This window comes from Mucilaginibacter metallidurans, from assembly GCF_003286435.2.
Classification (GTDB): Bacteria; Bacteroidota; Bacteroidia; order Sphingobacteriales; family Sphingobacteriaceae; genus Mucilaginibacter; species Mucilaginibacter gossypii.
Map to the genome: position 1 here is coordinate 6,734,268 of NZ_CP043449.1, position 18,841 is coordinate 6,753,108.

At 43.5% G+C, this 18,841-nt stretch carries 18 protein-coding genes; 5 read left to right on the forward strand and 13 right to left on the reverse strand.

From position 1 onward, the window contains the following. Positions 1–52: 52 nt before the first annotated feature. Positions 53–490: a DUF5990 family protein gene (locus DIU38_RS28985; protein WP_112653551.1), complete on the reverse strand. Its 438-nt coding sequence runs from the start codon at positions 488–490 to the stop codon at positions 53–55. A 137-nt stretch (positions 491–627) separates the two neighbouring features. Between DIU38_RS28985 and DIU38_RS28990 the strand changes: the two genes are divergently transcribed. Further along, positions 628–1,284, forward strand: a complete 657-nt coding sequence (locus DIU38_RS28990) for a metal-dependent transcriptional regulator (RefSeq protein WP_112653552.1) — start codon at positions 628–630, stop codon at positions 1,282–1,284. Positions 1,285–1,397: 113 nt separating this feature from the next. Here the strand turns inward: DIU38_RS28990 and DIU38_RS28995 are convergent, their stop codons facing one another. Beyond that, positions 1,398–1,886: a hypothetical protein gene (locus DIU38_RS28995; RefSeq protein WP_112653553.1), complete on the reverse strand. Its 489-nt coding sequence runs from the start codon at positions 1,884–1,886 to the stop codon at positions 1,398–1,400. A gap of 247 nt (positions 1,887–2,133) precedes the next feature. Between DIU38_RS28995 and DIU38_RS29000 the strand changes: the two genes are divergently transcribed. Beyond that, positions 2,134–3,672, forward strand: coding sequence for an IS1182 family transposase (locus DIU38_RS29000; RefSeq protein WP_112658366.1), 1,539 nt, complete (start codon positions 2,134–2,136; stop codon positions 3,670–3,672). Positions 3,673–3,733: 61 nt separating this feature from the next. Here the strand turns inward: DIU38_RS29000 and DIU38_RS29005 are convergent, their stop codons facing one another. Next, positions 3,734–4,717 (reverse strand): pyruvate dehydrogenase complex E1 component subunit beta, encoded by a 984-nt coding sequence (locus DIU38_RS29005; RefSeq protein WP_090532123.1) that lies wholly within the window; start codon positions 4,715–4,717, stop codon positions 3,734–3,736. Positions 4,718–4,869: 152 nt separating this feature from the next. Here DIU38_RS29005 and DIU38_RS29010 point away from each other — a divergent pair, with 152 nt between their 5' ends. Next, a complete protein-coding gene (locus tag DIU38_RS29010; RefSeq protein ID WP_091167295.1) occupies positions 4,870–5,214 on the forward strand; it encodes a hypothetical protein in 345 nt (114 codons plus the stop codon). Positions 5,215–5,220: 6 nt separating this feature from the next. On the opposite strand, the gene DIU38_RS29015 is transcribed toward DIU38_RS29010, so the two are convergent. The 3 genes from DIU38_RS29015 to pdxA form a co-directional block, all read right to left on the reverse strand. Beyond that, entirely contained in the window at positions 5,221–5,853 is a 633-nt protein-coding gene (locus tag DIU38_RS29015) for a hypothetical protein (protein WP_149354197.1), read from the reverse strand. Positions 5,854–5,873: 20 nt separating this feature from the next. After that, a complete protein-coding gene (locus DIU38_RS29020; RefSeq protein ID WP_149354198.1) occupies positions 5,874–6,407 on the reverse strand; it encodes a DUF5009 domain-containing protein in 534 nt (177 codons plus the stop codon). 82 nt (positions 6,408–6,489) lie between these two features. After that, the gene (gene pdxA, locus DIU38_RS29025) at positions 6,490–7,545 is read right to left on the reverse strand and encodes a 4-hydroxythreonine-4-phosphate dehydrogenase PdxA (protein ID WP_112658858.1); all 1,056 of its coding nucleotides are present in this window, start codon (positions 7,543–7,545) and stop codon (positions 6,490–6,492) included. Positions 7,546–7,782: 237 nt separating this feature from the next. Here pdxA and rsmA point away from each other — a divergent pair, with 237 nt between their 5' ends. Continuing rightward, entirely contained in the window at positions 7,783–8,562 is a 780-nt protein-coding gene (gene rsmA / locus DIU38_RS29030; RefSeq protein ID WP_091167303.1) for a 16S rRNA (adenine(1518)-N(6)/adenine(1519)-N(6))-dimethyltransferase RsmA, read from the forward strand. A 69-nt stretch (positions 8,563–8,631) separates the two neighbouring features. On the opposite strand, the gene DIU38_RS29035 is transcribed toward rsmA, so the two are convergent. After that, the gene (locus DIU38_RS29035) at positions 8,632–9,519 is read right to left on the reverse strand and encodes a DUF4198 domain-containing protein (protein ID WP_149354199.1); all 888 of its coding nucleotides are present in this window, start codon (positions 9,517–9,519) and stop codon (positions 8,632–8,634) included. A 59-nt stretch (positions 9,520–9,578) separates the two neighbouring features. Between DIU38_RS29035 and DIU38_RS29040 the strand changes: the two genes are divergently transcribed. Then, positions 9,579–11,558, forward strand: a complete 1,980-nt coding sequence (locus DIU38_RS29040; RefSeq protein WP_112658854.1) for an alpha-ketoacid dehydrogenase subunit alpha/beta — start codon at positions 9,579–9,581, stop codon at positions 11,556–11,558. Positions 11,559–11,766: 208 nt separating this feature from the next. Here DIU38_RS29040 and DIU38_RS29045 read toward each other — a convergent pair whose 3' ends face one another. The 6 genes from DIU38_RS29045 to DIU38_RS29065 all read right to left on the reverse strand — a co-directional run bounded on the left by DIU38_RS29045 (position 11,767) and on the right by DIU38_RS29065 (position 18,832). Next, positions 11,767–13,419, reverse strand: a complete 1,653-nt coding sequence (locus tag DIU38_RS29045) for a hypothetical protein (protein ID WP_208057662.1) — start codon at positions 13,417–13,419, stop codon at positions 11,767–11,769. Between the two features lie 165 nt (positions 13,420–13,584). Continuing rightward, positions 13,585–14,817, reverse strand: a complete 1,233-nt coding sequence (gene fucP / locus DIU38_RS29050) for an L-fucose:H+ symporter permease (RefSeq protein ID WP_112658850.1) — start codon at positions 14,815–14,817, stop codon at positions 13,585–13,587. 13 nt (positions 14,818–14,830) lie between these two features. After that, on the reverse strand, positions 14,831–15,754 hold the full coding sequence (locus DIU38_RS29055; protein WP_112658848.1) for an ROK family protein: 924 nt from the start codon (positions 15,752–15,754) through the stop codon (positions 14,831–14,833). A gap of 18 nt (positions 15,755–15,772) precedes the next feature. After that, positions 15,773–16,870: a glycoside hydrolase family 97 catalytic domain-containing protein gene (locus DIU38_RS33640; RefSeq protein ID WP_208809204.1), complete on the reverse strand. Its 1,098-nt coding sequence runs from the start codon at positions 16,868–16,870 to the stop codon at positions 15,773–15,775. A 115-nt stretch (positions 16,871–16,985) separates the two neighbouring features. Next, positions 16,986–17,675 carry a glycoside hydrolase family 97 N-terminal domain-containing protein gene (locus DIU38_RS33645; RefSeq protein ID WP_208809205.1) on the reverse strand — a complete coding sequence of 230 codons (690 nt, stop codon included), beginning with the start codon at positions 17,673–17,675 and terminating at the stop codon, positions 16,986–16,988. A 440-nt stretch (positions 17,676–18,115) separates the two neighbouring features. Beyond that, positions 18,116–18,832: a hypothetical protein gene (locus tag DIU38_RS29065; protein ID WP_112658844.1), complete on the reverse strand. Its 717-nt coding sequence runs from the start codon at positions 18,830–18,832 to the stop codon at positions 18,116–18,118. Positions 18,833–18,841: the final 9 nt, after the last annotated feature.

An 18,841-nucleotide genomic window follows, 5' to 3' on the forward strand; every position in this document is an offset into this window, starting at 1 on the left:
AGGGGGTCTATTTTGTTTCTAAGGCATATCTATAAGTTCATTGAGGCTCAGTTTAAGGCATATTTACCTTCCAGCCTTCAAATGGTTTGACCGTAGCACAAATGGGACTGCCGTCTTTTGCTGTTCCCGGAAAGCTCGTTATAAGGAATGCAGTTTGATGATGGCTAAGCTGGGTTATCATATCCCAGGTTACTCCGGAAAGTGGAATTTTAACCCTGCGGCTCCAGCCTCCCACTTGGCCTGCATATTCACCAACGTCAATATAAATAAACTGACTTACAGGCTTTCCCTGTACAAACGGTCCTGAAAATCGAGGTTCATTAATCTTCTGCGGATCGCTTTTTAATTGAATCGTCAGATTAAATTGGATATCCAGCCCATCGGATCGTTGTGTCTGAATGGTTTCATATCCGGTTCCGCTACCCTTTTGAATTCCGAAATCTACCCCCACCGGAGGATTTTGAAGAAGAATACAAAGTTGAATATCCATATACAATTATAATACAAACCAATCTTCAAAAGTTTTATCCGGAGTATTTTCTTTTAAGCTGAGGCACTACCTAACGTTCATGATGTAATAAGCGCTTTACTTTTGCTTATGTTTGTATTTTATCAAATTGATTACTGATGTATACGCTTTCGGAAGAAAACTATTTAAAAGCTATTTATCGCCTTGCATTACAAGGAAAGGATTTTAAAATAACGCCCACCGCTATTGCCGAATCACTCAGCAATAACCCAGCCTCGGTGGTAGATATGATCCGTAAGCTTACCGAAAAACAATTGATAGAATATGATAAAAAGAATGGTGTAAGGTTAACCCAGCAGGGCTTAAAGGATGCTACATTAATTGTACGCCGCCATCGACTCTGGGAAGTTTTTTTACTGGAGAAATTAGGCTATCACTGGGATGAGATCCACGATATTGCCGAAGAACTGGAACACATTAACGATGCCACCCTTGCCGACAGGCTGGATAAATTCCTGGGCTTTCCCGAATATGACCCGCATGGTGACCCTATACCAAAGGCGAACGGTAAAGTGCCTAAATCCTATTCCGTAAGCCTTTCTGAGCTTAAACCTGGTGCCCAAAGCCATGTTGCCGCCGTGCGTGACACCAGCAGTTCATTTTTGCAATACCTTCAACGGCTGAACATAGGGATAGGCACAAAAATTCAGTTGATTGAAAAAATTAAGTACGACAATTCGCTGGTGATAAAAATTGAAAGCCGCGGGGATACCACGGTTTCGCAAAAGTTTGGCGAGAATATATTAGTAGATTAAGCTTAAAGCAGAAAGCCGAAGGCTTAAAGCTTTGGAGAAAAAGAGCAGAATGCTTAAAGCTAATCTGTAAGTTAAAAAGCTTTTAGCTTTCTGCCTTCGGCTTTCAGCTCAAACTAAGGTTTCCCCGTTACTCTTGATGATTCGGCAAGTTCACCGTCAACGTCTACATCAAAGTAGAGGCGGTAGATCTCCCATTCATTTTTGGGTTTGTAAAACATAAACGTCATGCGGGCCGGTTGGCCTTCGTGTTTAAGCAGATAGCTGTACAGTACCAGGCTGTTTGAAGCCTTGCGTTGCATGATCAGGTCCTTGCCGAGATATTTGCCTATTACACTTCGCATGGAATCTATTTTGACAATAATCCCGGTAAGCCGGGTTGAATCCATCTGCTTGTTGCTTTTAAAAATATCAATCACTGCACGGGCCGTGCCTTGCTTGTCGTATTCTTTAAAAAACTTATCAATAAAGGTTTGTACCCCGGTTACCGGAGCCGCGGCCGAAGTTGCCGCCTGGGTTTGTGCCGAGGCAACATTGCCAGTGAATACCAGCGCCGATACAATAAAAAATAAGGGTTTAAATGCTTTAAAGTAGGTGTATCGCATGTTCAAAAATGTTAATTTTTAAAAGTAGGCATTTTTTACAAATCCCCCAATAATAGCCATTAAGATGATTGAAATGTGGCAAAGCGGGCAGCTAAAATAAAGTTTCAAAAAATAAAGAGCCCGGTATTCTCGTGGCCGTTGCGCAACTAAACTGAGGTTTTCAACTAACCCAGTCGAATAAAGTTCGATTGGGTTAGTTTTTTTATAAACATTTGACAATCAGATATTTGTTTTGTATATTAAGGATATGCAAGGCAAAAAAGATTATCAGGAAAAGCTCTTTATCCGGTTTCAGCTTTCAGACTACGTTCCAGCAGATAACTTCTACAGGCGTTTGAAAAGTATACTCGATCTGAACTTTGTTTATGATACGACCAGCAAATATTATGGTACAGAGGGTCAAAAGAGCATTGACCCGGTTGTGTTTTTCAAACTAATGCTTGTTGGTTATTTAGAGAACCTGAATAGCGATAGGCGCATTATTGCTACCTCACGTATGCGCATGGATATCCTCTATTTTATAGGATATGATCTGGATGAAGAACTTCCCTGGCATTCGACATTAAGCCGCACACGCCAGCTTTACGGAGAAGAGGAGTTTACAGCTGTCTTTAAACAGGTTCTGAAAAAGTGTATTGATGCAGGTTTGGTAGCAGGTAAAAGACAGGCTATCGATAGCGCATTTGTCAAAGCCAATGCAGCTATGTCAAGTTTGGTAGAACGCGAGATCATGAATGATGCGGCAACTTATGGCAAGCAATTGGACGATCATAATGATGAAGCCCCGGCTGGGGACATACCGGATGAAAACACTAAGCCTAAGCCGAGAAAGAATGCTAAAGTTGATAAGAAAGCGAACAGCAAGCGTTACAGCCCATCAGACCCTGATGCCCGGTTATCGGTGAAACCCGGAAAAACAACACGGCTGAACTATTCGGCTCATGTAAGCGTAGATACACAAAACCACGTTATTACACACATCCAGGCCTTCCATGCAGATAAAGGAGATGCACCATGCCTACCTGAGATCCTTACCCATGTCGCCGGAAACCTTAAAGATAATGGCATGGAAATAGAAGATGTGCTTGCCGATACAGGTTATAGCGGTGAAGCGGCGCTTCTGTTTTTAGCTGGTAATCATATTAAAGGCTTCATACCTAACAGGCCAGGATGTCAAAGCAGGGAAAGCCGGCAGGGCTTCAGTTATGACGGGGAGCAAGACCGGTATGTTTGTCCTGAAGGCAAATACCTTACTTTTCACAACTTCAAAAAAGCAGAGAACGATAATACCCATAAGATATATCGTACCAGTGTTAAAGATTGCAGGGACTGTCCGCTTAAAAGCACCTGCGCTAATCTGCAAGGCTTTAAAGTGTTTAAGGATTCCGTAGCTAAAGACCTTTATATAGAAATGCATGAACGCATGCAAACCCGACAAGGGAGCAAGGCCAGGAAAGTAAGACAAAGTACGGTAGAACCGGTACTGGGCACCCTGATCAATTTTACAGGCATGAAACAGGTAAACACAAAAGGGCTCGAATTGGCCAATAAATGTATGATCATGGCCGCCATTGCATATAACCTTAAAAAACTTGTCAATGGTATACCTGCAAAAATCAGAAGAAGAAAAAGAAAGCTACCGGGAAACCATTCTGATGCCGTAATCAATACATTATCGGCCTGTTTATTGAAGATAGCAAACATACTAACTGCTTTCAGCATTGACTATAAAAGCAAATGGCCGAATAATCATTTGCTTTGCAATTTAATTATTCAGCCATTTTAAGCCCTGTTGCGCAACGGCCACAAAATGTATCGGGCTCTTTACATATTTTATATTAAAACGATTACTTGGTAACGTACATCACTTCTTTAACCGCTTTGATCACCCTTTCAGGGTTTGGCAGGTACTCCTGGATCAAAGTTGGAGCGTAAGGAAGCGGAACGTCACCGCCCATGATACGCAGGATAGGAGCGTCAAGGTAATCGAACGCATCTTTTTGAACTTTGAAAGCAACCTCGGTAGCAATTGAACCTAACGGCCAGCTTTCTTCAATAATTACCAGGCGGTTTGTTTTCTTTACCGATTCAATAACTGTAGCATAATCGATAGGGCGTACAGTACGCAGGTCGATCACCTCAGCGTGGATACCTTCTTTTTCAAGTTCGGCAGCAGCAGCGATAACCACTTTCATGATCTTGCCAAAGCCAACTAAAGTAACATCAGTACCTTCTTTAACTACTTTTGCTTTACCCAATGGGATATAGTAAGTTTCTTCAGGCACTTCACCTTTATCGCCATACATTAACTCCGACTCCATAAAAATAACCGGATCGGGATCAAGGATAGCTGATTTTAATAAACCTTTAGCATCGTATGGGTTTGATGGTACAACCACTTTTAAGCCAGGGCAGTTAGCATACCAGTTTTCAAAACACTGGCTGTGCTGTGAGCTAAGCATACCTGCATTACCGGTAGGGCCGCGGAAAACAATCGGCACCGAAAACTGGCCGCCGCTCATTGACATCATTTTGGCAGCGCCATTGATGATCTGGTCGATAGCTACCAGTGAAAAGTTGAAAGTCATGAACTCGATGATGGGGCGTAAGCCGTTCATTGCCGAGCCAATACCGATACCGGCAAAACCCAATTCAGAGATGGGCGTATCTATAACACGCTTTGCGCCAAATTCGTCCAGCATTCCCTGGCTTACCTTGTACGCGCCGTTATATTCGGCAACCTCTTCACCCATTAGGTATATATTCTCGTCGCTGCGCATTTCTTCGACCATGGCCTCTCTTAGCGCTTCTCTGAATTGTATTTCTCTCATTATAGTAAAATGATGTTTTTTTGCGAACGCAAATATAAACACTAATGTGTTAAATGCAATTAACCGTGGTATTGGTTTGATTTTTAATACATATATTTTACATTTTAAATCGAAAAAAAACTGATAGTGTCCATTTAATTCAAAAATTAACAATGGCTTATTCTAAAAATGGCAATCAAATAACGTTTTCCGAGGATAATAGCATCGATTTTGAATATCCAATCGAGGAAATTTTTGAAGTTGATGGTATTTTAGTTGTTACATTGAAAATACCCAACAATGTTCGTGATCGTCGTAATGTTTTTGCCTTTAGCAGAACCGGCGATTTTTTATGGCAGATAAAAGATGTACCGCTCTATCACAACGGCGATTTCTGCCCCTTTATAGGAGCACTTGTCAATAAGCAAAACGAATTTGTATTATTTAACTGGTGCGATACCGCTGTTATCATAGATCCGCAAACCGGTAATGTTATCAGAACATATCAAACAAAGTAGCTTTGTTTATATCTTGATCCGGATATTGATCTTATCCAGCAATCCCGTGAGCCATACCATTACAAAAGCAAATACAATGCATTTTATGAGGCCCCCGGTGCCCTGGCTCAGGTATTCGGGGTAGCCTATCCTGCTCATTTCATATATGGGATAAAACAGGAAGGGCACTATGTAACAGGTAAAAGTGTTGGTGCCGGCGGGTTCTATCACCTTAAACCAGTTGTATTTATTTTTAACATCAACCAGGAAAATAAAAAAGGCGTATACCACCAAACTAATGCCGGTACAAATGAGCACCCATGAAGGGGTATCGCGTTCTTTAGAGATGCCGCCACTAAAATAGCGCACTATAAAGCCCAGGTTAAACAAAATTATTGCAATCAGGATCATGGCCACCCAAAGCATCTTCATTTCGTTATTGGCCTTGAGGCGCATGTACAATACCGAAATAAATACCCCTGCCATGGTGAACGATTGCATGGCGCCGTTGCCGGCAATCCAGATATAGCCCTGCAGCTTGTCGATAAAATCAAGAAAGCCGAAGTGCACATCCAGGTTAAAGAAAATGAAGAACATCCAGGCCGCCAGCTGCACCCACAAATGCCCGTCGGAATAGTAGTAGATAAGCGCACAAAGCATGTATGACCATCCTATCAGGCCTAAAATACCCCACCAGGTAAAGTGAAGCCAGGTATGTCCGGGTCGCTGGTACGATAGAGGGCTGCCATGCCTGCAAGTAACAATATACCGAAGCCCTGCAACATATAGCGTTTAGTTGGTGACGTGTCCTTGCCGTAATCTAAAAAAATAAAGAAGAAACTGAATGTTACCAGGCTTTCCCAAACGGGCTTGGGTAACAGGGTGGTAGCTTCATTATAGGTTTCCATGTTAGCATGAAAAAAACCTATAAAAATGAGCGCGAACGAGCGGCTCACTATTCGTGATAGTAGCTTGAAATTGTCGCCCTGCTTTAACCTGTTTTGAAAAGCAAAGGGAATTGAAAGCCCGACTATAAATAAAAACGCGGGAAAAATAGTATCGGCCAAACCCAGCGCATCAACATTTGAGCCCGCGTGTTTAAGCCATGTTGGGGTATTCGGAATGCCATCCAGGTCATTCACAAATATCATGAGGAACATTGTTACAGCGCGGAATGCATCTATTGAACGTATGCGGCTAAGAAAATTATTCATTCAGTCATGTAAATGCAACAAGCAGCGTAAATGTTTTAATTTAACGGTAATTAAATTGAAACATTACTATTACAAGGCTTTTTTAATCTCTGTCGCGGCTTAGCTTGCTGAATAAAAGTGGATTTTCATTAAGTTCCAGCCCTTCCTTGCGGTTCTTTACAATGTGGATAGCTGTAAACAGCGCTTCGCGGAAGGAGATCTCAGAAGCCTGGTTTTTTCCTGCTATATCATACGCAGTTCCGTGATCGGGCGAAGTGCGTACAAAGCTTAACCCGGCTGTAAAATTAACACCCGTTTCAAAGGCAATTTGTTTAAAAGGGATCAGGCCCTGGTCGTGGTACATGGCCAGTACAGCATCAAACTGGAGGTAAGTGCCATTGGCAAAAAAGCCATCGGCCGAGTACGGGCCAAATGCCAGGATATTGTTTGAGCGGGCTTCTTCAATAGCAGGCATAATGATATCTTTTTCCTCGCTGCCGATAAGGCCGTTATCGCCGGCATGCGGGTTAAGCCCCAATACCGCAATTTTTGGTTTGCGCACCCAGAAATCATTTTGCAGACTTGTGTTCATTAGCTTCAGTTTGGCCAATATTTTTTCGGCGGTAATACTTTCGGCAATTTTTGATACCGGGATATGACCTGTAACCACGCCAACACGTAAAGTATCGCTCACTAAAAACATCAGCGATTCGGCAGCACCATCGTATTGCTGTAAATATTCGGTATGGCCGGGAAAGTGGAATTTATCGTTCTGTATATTATCCTTGTTAATAGGAGCCGTTACCAGGGCATCTATATAACCTTCCTTCAGGTCATAAACAGCGCGCTCCAATGATTTAAAAGCGTACTTGCCCCCTGCTTCCGTAACCTGCCCTATATCAATCTTTACATCTTCCTCCCAACAGTTGATCATGTTGGGTTTGCGAAAATGAGTTTGTGAAGGATCATTGATCACCAAAAAATTAAGCTCATTAACCTGGGTTGCACGGCGGTGGAACGAAGCCACTTTGGTATGCCCGTAAACAATAGGCGTACAATAATCATAAATCTTACTATCGGCCAAAGTTTTAATAATTATCTCTAAACCGATGCCGTTTACATCGCCAATGCTGATCCCAATTTTCAATTTATCGCTCATTTTTATATGTTGATTTCACCGTTTAGTTCGTGATTTCACCGATTGCCCAATGATTATACAGAATTTTAACAGTGATGATTACTAATGGTTTATAAAAGCTCAGTACTTAAAGCAAACCTTTTACCTTTAACCTTTCGCCTTTAACCTATCTTTACACCTGCAAATAAAAGATTTTAAGCTTATAGTTCCTGATAAAAGCACAAATATGATTTAATTTGCTCAAATATTTGATTAATAATGACATTGGTAAGGGCAAAAAAACATTTAGGGCAACATTTTCTTACTGATAAAAACATAGCAGCAAAGATAGTTGACAGCCTGAAACCCGAAGGGCGTTTCGGCCATGTGCTTGAGGTGGGGCCGGGCATGGGTGTACTGTCTGATTTCCTGCTGCAAAAAAGCGAGTACGAAACATCACTCATTGATATTGATACTGAATCGTACGATTTTCTGAAAAAAAAATACCCGCAATTAGGTACCCGCCTTATCAATGCCGATTTTCTGGAGCTTGATTTTAAAAGCATTTTTCCCGAAAACTTTGCCATTATCGGTAATTTTCCCTATAACATCTCATCGCAAATACTTTTTAAGGTGCTTGACAACCGCCAGCAGGTGGTTGAGGTAGTGGGCATGTTCCAGAAAGAGGTTGCTGAACGTTGTGCCGCCAAACCAGGCAGCAAGGAATATGGTATACTTAGCGTGTTTTTACAAGCCTACTATAAAGTGGAATACCTGTTTACGGTGAAGGCCGGTGTATTTAATCCTCCGCCCAAGGTGCTTTCGGCAGTGATTAGGCTTACACGCAACGATAAACAAACACTTGATTGCGACGAGAAGCTATTTTGGCAGATAGTAAAAGCGGGTTTTAATCAGCGCCGCAAAACCCTGCGCAACGCCATATCGTCACTCATTAATAAAGAAAAATTGACTGATGAACCTGTCCTCGATCTGCGTGCGGAAAGATTGAGCGTAGAGGATTTTGTAAAACTTACTAACGCGGTTTCAGCGAGCAGGTAGGTAATTAACGTTTTGCGCCCTCTAAATCTCCCCCAAAAAGGGAAGACTTACAATGACGTCTCCATATTTTTAACCCGCTACTAAACCAGCAGCTGCCGCTAAAAAATCAATGCTTATTCCCAAATCCAAACTCTCTGTATGAATTTGGTACGTCATCGGTATTGCTAAAGGCAAAGGTGAAAGTAGTACTCCAATTCTCATAGTCGGCTTTTTTATCCTGCGATGGTTCAACATGGGTTGAGCTAACCATATATACCCCTCCCGGCTCAGTTTAAAAAATACCAGGCCATTGCTGTCGCTCAATAATTTTTGCGGAACGATGGTGCCGTTCAAAGTGCGTACATATTGCATTACCACAGCATCCTTCATAGGTTTACCTCTAAAAAGCACCTGGGCGGTAACATCATCGCCATAGCTTGATTTATAGGGATTTTGCTGTATTACAATTTCATATTCCTCACCCAGGGGTTTATCAAAGTCCTTCCCGTTAGCTTTATCAACAGAAATAAGGGTTTTGCTTGACTGGTGATACTTTTCAACAAAGTATTGCTGGCTGCTGGCCCGGGCTTCTTCGGCCATTTTATCGAGGCCTTCACTTTCAAGCGCCCTGATAAATTTATTCCTTTCCGATTCTGTTTCATCATCCCTTACCAGTTCAAAAAGTGCAAGCCCGGAGTTTTGCAGCTCATAGACAAGCAGACTGCTATCGGCAGAGTTACTGACTTTTGAAAGGTCCGTTTTCTTTGAGCCTTCATACAGCAAAAATTTAGTTGCCTTTGCTGTGGCAAGTTTAAATTCATTTTCGGGTTTAAACTCGTTGCCGCTCAACAAATGCAGGTTAAGCTTATCGCCTTTGTGAACGTAAAAATTATGTGGCAATAAGAAAAAATCCTGCGAACTGGCCGCAAAGCCTATCATGAGCAGTAATATAATGATGAAAATAGAGGTGCGCTTCATAGTTTTTGGATAGTATCACCAAACATACAAAGTTTTAAAAACTTCAGTAGTTTTACGTTATGATTTTTGACAGGAAAAACCTCGATAATGATACTTTGCTGGCATTTTATAAAAAATTGCTGTTTCCGCGCATGGTTGAAGAGAAGATGCTTATCCTGCTGAGGCAGGGCCGCATTGGCAAATGGTTTTCGGGTATTGGCCAGGAAGCCATAGCAGTTGGCAGCGCCCTTGCTATGAATGCCGACGAATATATTTTGCCTATGCACCGCAACCTCGGTGTTTTTACATCGAGAAATATTCCCCTGTCGCGGTTAATGGCGCAATGGCAGGGCAAACCCTCGGGCTTTACCAAAGGGCGCGACCGCTCCTTCCACTTCGGCACCCAGGAGTATAAGATCATCGGGATGATCTCCCATCTTGGTCCGCAGCTTGCACTGGCTGATGGCATTGCCTTAGCGGATTTATTATCGGGTAAAAAAAAATCAACCCTTGTTTTTACCGGAGAGGGTGCTACCAGTGAAGGGGATTTTCACGAAGCACTTAACATAGCCTCTGTTTGGAAACTGCCGGTAATATTTCTGATCGAAAATAATGGCTATGCCCTTTCAACCCCAACCAGCGAACAATATAATTGCCGCGAACTGGTTGATAAAGCCGTAGGCTACGGTATTGAAGGCCGCCGTATTGACGGCAATAACCTGCTTGAAGTTTATAACACCATAACTTCACTTAATAAAGCTATTCGCGAAAATCCGCGCCCCATTTTGCTGGAATGTATGACCTTCAGGATGCGCGGCCATGAAGAAGCATCAGGCACCAAATATGTTCCCACTAATTTATTTGAGTGGTGGGCAGGAAAGGACCCGGTCACAAACTTTGAAAAGTACCTGATTACCGAAGGGGTTTTGTTTAAAGACATGATCTCTGTTATCCGTAAGGAGTTCGCCGCCCTTATTGAAACCGAAATTGAAAAGGCTTATGCCGAAACAGATATTATACCGGAAGTGGCCACCGAAGTGCAGGATATGTACAAGCCTTACAGCTTTCCTGCTGTACAGCCAAAATCATCGCCGGTTACCAGTAAGCGATATATAGATGCCATTAGCGATGGGCTCAAACAAGCTATGCGCAAACACCCCAACCTGGTGATCATGGGGCAGGACATTGCTGAATACGGCGGCGCATTTAAGATTACCCAGGGCTTTGTTGAGGAGTTTGGTAAGGCCCGTGTACGTAACACCCCCATTTGCGAATCAGCAATTGTTGGTGCAGGCATGGGGCTTGCGCTTAATGGGTATAAGGCCGTTGTTGAAATGCAGTTTGCCGATTTTGTTACCTGCGGCTTTAACCAGGTTATTAACAACCTGGCAAAAACGCATTATCGCTGGGGGCAGGGCGTTGATGTGGTAATACGGATGCCCGCGGGTGCAGGTACCGGGGCAGGCCCATTCCATTCGCAAAGCAATGAAGCCTGGTTTACCAAAACTCCCGGCTTAAAAGTGGTTTACCCGGCTTTTCCGGCAGATGCCAAAGCTTTGCTGCTTGCCGCTATTGACGATCCTAACCCGGTAATTTATTTCGAACACAAATACCTATACCGCAGTATCAGCGCCGATGTGCCTGATAATGATGTAATGATAGAGATAGGCAAGGCTAATGTGATTAAGCAAGGCGAAAAGGCCAGTATAATTACATTCGGCCTTGGTGTACACTGGGCATTGGAGTATGCAGACAAACATCCCGATCAATCCATAGAGATCATCGATCTGCGCAGTCTGCAACCCTGGGATCACGAAGCGGTGGAAACCAGTGTTAAGAAAACGGGCCGGGTGCTGATTTTGCATGAAGATACGCTCACCAACGGTTTCGGCGCCGAAATTGCCGCCCATTTGGCCGAACATTGCTTTAAATATCTTGATGCTCCTGTAATGCGCTGCGGTAGCCTCGATACAGCTATCCCGATGAACAAAGCCTTGGAAGATCAGTTTTTAGCCAAGGCAAGATTGGAAGAAAGCATGGAACGGCTGCTGGCTTATTAAGCAGGGCCTTCGAACTATACTTCTATTCCTTTAGAGTTTCATGTCGCGCTGAGCAGCACGGTTAAATATTGACTTCAACTGATTCCCAGCTATCAATTTTGGGTATAATGAAAGACTGTACTGCTTATCCCGTTGCCTTTGGGTTTAAGTTAACCGCATTGAGTTTTTAGAAGAAGCATAACTACGGTTAATATTTAAAGTGTTTCAATTATTTTTCAATAAAAAAAGATTGTTCTACGGGTATTGCTGTTTGCAGTTTAGGCTCACTGCTATTGCCATATTGCCAGGCCACTACCGTAACCTTTACCGGGAAACGGCTTCTCGGCGGAATAGCAGTAATATTTAATGTATTGCCTGATAGCTCCGCCGGGCCTTCTAATACATAAAACCCTACAGGCACCTGTGCATCTGAGCTGGCATCCAATTTTATTCCCTTTGCATGTGCCTTTTGGTTGGGGACCGGTAAAAATGTAATATGCTGCTCCTTCCCCGCTGTATTGTGTGGCGGCACAAGCATCTGTGATTGCTGTACGGTCGGTTTATAATCCGCATCTCCAGGATGGGTAGCAGCAAACCACAACTCATAACTATGCGGATTTTCCCAAAAACCGGCCTGCGGGCTCAATCTGAAAGTGGAATCATTTAACTTAATAACCGGGCCTGTAATGCGGTTAATGGCAATAGGAATATTCCCGGCAGCATGCCCTATAGCGGAACCAACCGGCATGCCAGCCCAAACAGGTAAGCGGGGACTGCCCCCGGGTACCGTATCATAAAATGCAGTATGGAGTTTAAAAGTGATGCCATCGGCCTCAGGTTCAAATTTCAGGTTTACCTGCTGGTGCGTATTACGCTGTTCAACCATCCTGCCATGCTGTATATAACCTATTAACTGTGGTTTTTGATTGCGATGTTTTGCCTGGTAGGTTATTGTTGCGCGAGCTGTTTCTTCATCAAAATACCAAAAGGCTTTTGAAGCATCGCCCTTATACCTTCCTACAGGTGCTGCACCTGCGGCGGGCAATTCATTATAGCGCCATTTATCAACCAGCCAGCCGGTTTTTGTCGGATCGATATCAATCAATTTCGGAACAGTACCCGGCGGTACACTTTTTGGCAAGCGGTACTGCATGGCTTTTTTAATGTAGAAGGCCAGGTAACCGGTTTTTTCAGGTGAGGCAGCGAAATGCCCCTGCGCCGGGTTGCATAGCATACTCAACGGTAGCAGCGGATGTTCCTGTCTTTCTTTTAATCCCTCATCGCTCCAGGTGTTTGCAGCTTCGTATTCGCCCATTGTTTCCAAACAAGGGACATAGTCCAGGCTTTGATCTTTACTCCAGATATCGGGAGCAAAAACGTTTCTTACATATGGCCATTGCCCGCTTACCGAGATGCAAGCAAGCGTACGCGAAGGGTTCCAGACACCCAAATAATAAGGCGCGCTTGCCGCTGCCGAATGCCCGATAGGGATCACCGGCGTTGTTTTCAATTCGCTATAGCCTGAAATATCAGCGAGGTCATTGATCAACGCGTTAAACTGATCTCCGGCGCCTTCGTTAAATAAAAACTTAAGATTGAAAGCCGGGCTAACCCAGATCTCCGCAATACCCACCTTGCCCATCTCCCCTCTGAATTGAGGATCTTCCAATATGGATTGCTCCTCCATATTGTTTTGGGCGAATATGACGGCCTTCACTTGCTTACAATTCGGCGATATCCATAAAAAAGCCCTTGACGGATCCCGCTTGGTACCAGCAGGCTTAACCGGCACCGACCATTGCCAAACAGCAGCTTTTGCTACCGGCAGATCCGGCAACATCAGCGAGCTTAAAAAAATAAAATAAAGACAATACCTTTTCATAATTCTAATTCAATACAATTTAACATCGGCGCTTGCCGGCAGATTAAAACACCATTATTTATTAAAACCCTGATTTACCGGCTCGGCTGTTATCGTTACATTATTGAGTGTGATAGTATGGTGGGCAGGTAATATGAGGGTTGATATAATTCTGCGGGCTTTTCATTAGTGTTTAACTTTATAAAATTTAGCGCCGAATAAAAAGATCACCGCGTAGCAGATGATCGGAAGGTAATAAGCGTGAGCCACACTGTGATTGGCTATCTGCCCCATTATCATTGGAAATACCGCGCCGCCTACTACCCCCATCGCTATAAAAGATGAAGCCTGTTGTGTATGACTGCCCAGGTTTTTGATCCCCAAGCTAAAAATGGTGGGGAACATAATGCTAAAAAAGAAGTTGATCATCAGCAGGGCGATGTATGATGTCCAGCCCAGGCTCTGTACAACTATCAGGCACATTAAGATGCTGCCGCAGGCAAATGCCGCCAATAATTTATTGGGCGCGATATAAGTCATTAACGAGGTGCCCACAATACGTCCCAGCGCCATCATCCCCATAAAAATAATCATAAAGTAACCGGCCTTTTCATTACTGAAATGCATAATATCCACACCGTAGTTGATAAAATATGCCCAGGTGCCGGCCTGTGCCGCCACGTTAAAAAACTGTGCCACCACTGCCCATACAAAATGCGAATGCTGATATAGTTTTTTTGATGGTTCCACATCTACGTTAACCGCATCAGGATCGATGGCCGAAGTTTCTGCATGCGGATCTGTTAAAACCGGAATTTTTAAAAACATAAAAGCAACCGCTATAAATATAATCACACAGCCGATAGCTACATACAGCGTTTTTACGGAAGTAAGATCGGTTGAATGTACCGTGTCCGAACCTAAAAGGAAATATGAACCAATGGCCGGACCGATCATGGTACCCACCGCGTTAAAAGTTTGCGCGAAGTTTACACGCTGGTCGCTCCGGCGCTGATCGCCCAGGGCGGCTGCAAAGGGATGCGCAACAGTTTCTAAAGTAGCCATACCGCAGCCCATAATAAATAAGGCTATCCTGAAAAAAGTAAATGAGGCTGCATTGGCTGCAGGGACGAAAAGAAATAAACCCAGGGCAAATAAAATCAGGCCCAGGATTACGCCCGGTTTATAACCAAACTTCTTTAGAAAATATCCTGCGGGGATACTCATAATAAAATACGCTCCAAAAACGGAGAACTGAATTAAGCCGGATTGGGATTTGGAGAGATTAAGCACATTTTGAAAATGCTTGTTCAGTACATCGGTCATGGAATGCAGTAAGCCCCACATTAAAAATAGCGAGGTTACAAACACAAAGGTTACGATGAATTTTTTCTCGGTAAAAGCTGGTTTATTGGTCATATTGTTGTTAAAATTAATTACCCGGATGATTGGCGTTAAATAAGATATTAAGTCCTCGCCTGCTATCAAAAGCCGCAGCAGCACCCATCAGCGCCGCGTCTTCTCCCAATAAAGCTAATTTAATTTTTAAACTTTCATCATATGCTGTTAACCTGCTGGTAAGTTCATCCAGAAACATGCCCGATGCTTTTGCAATATTGCCACCAATAACAATTACATCAGGACCTTCAGTTTGGATAATATCCCGGAGGAATAAAGACAGGTTGACCGTAAACTCATCAAAGATGTTCCGGACCACAGCGCTGTGTTTGGACATTGATATCAGCGAGCTCACTCCGGTAGTGGACAGCCCGGTTGTTTCATGATATCGCCGTAAGAACCATCTTGTAGAGAAGTAATCATCTGCAATGCTATCTTTATAAGGTTCGCCGCCCAGGTTTAAATCTTTCACAATACCATCAACGCACAAAGCTGAACCAAACCCTGTGCCCAGCGTAAGCCCAAGAACCTTACGGGAGCCGGTGCCTGCTCCTGCCACAACTTCCCCTTGTAAAAATGCTTCGGCGTCATTTCGGAACAGGATATCTGCAGCATCTATCCCGAGCTCTTCCGACAGGTATAACTTAATATTTAAACCATAAATGGCCTCATACTTATGCAAGTCTTTGATCAGTGAAATCCCATTTTCATAATCAAATGGGCCAGGCATGGCCAGGGCAACCTGCTGAGCCGGAGATCCGAATTTTTCATAAGCCTGTGTTAATGCTTCCGCCCAAGTTTTAAGTATTTCAGTTGCCGTTCCATGGGAGTCCACAGTTAACCGGGTACGGGTATCTTCAATGATCATCTTTTTTTCCAGATCAATGACCGCTGCTGTAATATGCGTACCGCCGATATCTGCACTGATTACATAATTATTTTTACGCTGTTGGCTCATGTATGATATATATATGGATTATTTTTCCGGAGTAAGGTACACCGCCTCGCCGCCTGATGGCAGCAGGGCAAATTTTAATACTGTTTTACTATTAACAGTTTTACTGCTGACCCTAACGTGCGTCTCAGTATTCACCGATGGGTCATCGCTGTAAATAGCCGCTTTATACTTTTTACCGGGCTCTAAAAAACTTAGGTCAAGTTTGATTTCACGTGCATCATTGTTGGTGATAGTGCCTACAAACCAATCTTTTCTGCTCCTGCGGGCTGTAGAAATGTATTCACCGGGTGTTCCCTGCACTATTTTCGTTTCGTCCCATGTGGTTGGGATCTTGTTCCAAAATTCCAGTTCGGGCTCATTATGCTCCGCCGAAGGCTTATCATACCAATACAGCGTTTGCAGCGGGCTGTAATAAATTGCGGCCAGCGCCAATTGATGGGCATGGGTAGTTTTAATACGTTTATTAAAATAACAGATGGTATAATCGGCTGCTCCGGCAATATACCGCGTAAAAGGCAGCACGGTATTGTGCGTGGCATCGGGCATTTCCTCGTTACCACGGATCCCTTCGGCCGACATCAGGTTTGGCCAGGTACGTTGCTCGCCGGTTGGCCGCCAGTCGTCATGAATGTTTACCATGATCTGGGCAGCGGCCGCCTGCTGAATTGCTTTTTCCACCCAGGTTGTCCAGCGGTGAGAGCCTTGCTGTACGAAACCAAATTTTACGCCTTTTACACCCCATTTATGATAAACAGCAAATAAACTGTCACTTTGAGCTAATAAAGCCTGCTGATTAACATATAACCAAACACCAACACCCTTATCCTTGCCATATTTGATTATACCGGGGAGGTCAAAATCAGGTATAGCAACCTTGGTAGCATCCGAGCTGAAGCTAAATGCCGGTCCGTACCATTTCCAATCAAACAGAATATATTGCAGGTTATGCTTTACCGCGAAATCAATATTGGTTTTTGCATCATTTGTTGTCATGTCCATTACCCGCATGATCTTACCGGGTTTAATCCAATTAGTATTGGCTATTGCCGATGGCTCATTAAGATTCAACATCATGTAATTATGTTCAATCAGGTCGCCCGGTTTTTCAGCTATCATGATTGCCCGCCATGGTGTGCCTACCGGCGATATGAGCTGCGCCCGCCAAACATAGAGGTTACCAGGGTGGATGGTTTATCGGCACTCAGCTTAAATTTGGTGCGTGCATAATCAATTAGTTGTGCTTCCCCAGCGCTGCAAAAAGGCCGTTAGGCAATTCGATGGTTAATGGCCTTTCGCTTTCGCCGGGCCAGTTTTTTAGCGGCAGTTTGTAATATGGCGCTTGTGCCCAATTGGCAAACCAGGCTTGGGTGCCTTCAGGCAGGTGAAACTCGGTATTTTCGGCCCTGATGTTGTAGTAGGTTCCTTTAGGGTTTTCGGGGAAATAATACCGGAATGCTACCCCCTCGTTATAAACCCTTACCTGAACCTGCATCACATAAATGGGATTGTCATCCTTTACCAGCGTAATATTCATTGCGTTGTAATGATCACTAATCATAGCCCGCTCTCCGGTAACTGGTGCCCATGTGGTATCATGCCGGGAGGAATAAACGCCCGTGATCAACAGGTTTTCGCACCAGTTTTTATGCTGATCGACCTTCAATGCCATTGCTTTTTCTGAAAGATCATTATCCAGTTGCAGATCGAGGACTGACTCCAGAATTACCGGTTTGTTTTTATAATCCACGCTATAGTGCATCGTACGCTTCCCGGCCTCAACTTTTTGACGGAACCTGAATGTTATATTTTTATCAGGCGACCGAAGGCTAAGTACAGAATCTTTTATTCCCTGTCCCCGAACCACACTGATAAAGCAGCTTAACCACAAACCGGTAATCAATATTATTGCGTTTTTTTTCATGTCAGACAGTATTTATCCAGATAAGACAAATAATTTCATGATTTATAATCATATAAAAAGCAATTAGCAGCAATAATTACAAAGAGGATTCGGATCTTCCTGCGAGATAGTATATTACAGATTGGCAAGGCTAGATAAATAGGAGCTAAAAAAGTGAGAGCCTGACATGTGCGAGCATGTACCAATTGAACCGGCCACTTTTAACCGCCCATTGGCAACTGTCACGGTTGAATTTTCGGCCAAGGGCATGCTTCCCCTTTCGTCCAGCTTATCAAATGCTCATTTTAAATGGCCGGGCTTGCCATAAGCTCTTCAACGTTGCAAATGCTTAAGCTGCTGTAGCGGCGTTAACTGCCCGACTTTTATCTTTGCCCGATAGGGAAAAGTAATGGGCAACAACACTACACTTGCTTCCTGAATAAAAAAAATTTGATAAGCAATTACGCAGCATTCGAAATATACTTCACCAGGCTTCTTTTGGCCACCGGCAGCAGTGTTTGCTCAAGCGGAAAAGTAATATCGCTGTGTACATAATAAACCGCAGGATTGGGCATAAACTTGTTCCTGTTTATAAGACGCAGTTTAATGCTTTCGGGGGTATTGGTGATACTTTGCTCGTAGGCATCAACAAAAGCTACGTTAATGCCGCGGTATTTATCATCCTTGCCTTCAAAAATAGTGATCTGGTACTCGTAGATCCGGTTGGTTCGTTCCCTGCCGTTCTGTAACGAAAAATAGCCGTTATAAGGCATTAAAGGGGTGATGCCTACCGGATCAATATTCACATGGCTTTCTACAAAATCATAAATATCCCTGCCAGTTTTTATAGCCGGGTCCATTTTGCCTAAGGCATAGGTAATGATCTGCTCTATCTCCTGCATGCTTTGATCATCCATAATGATCTTTTGATAGGTAAGCTTTACTGCGTCGATATCTGCCTGTGTTAAGCGTTGCGGAAAAGCCTGCTGTAACAACGATTTATTCTTTTTAAAATCGACCAGATTGTTGTAATGGAATATCAGGTCGGCCAGATTGGGATATAACCGGCCGTTATCAAAGTGACTATTAATTTCCTGCAGGTAACTTAACAGGATATATTTTTTGTGTTCAAAATCAATATGACCTTCTATAAACCAGTTTGCGCCTAATTGCTTCATTTTTCAGCC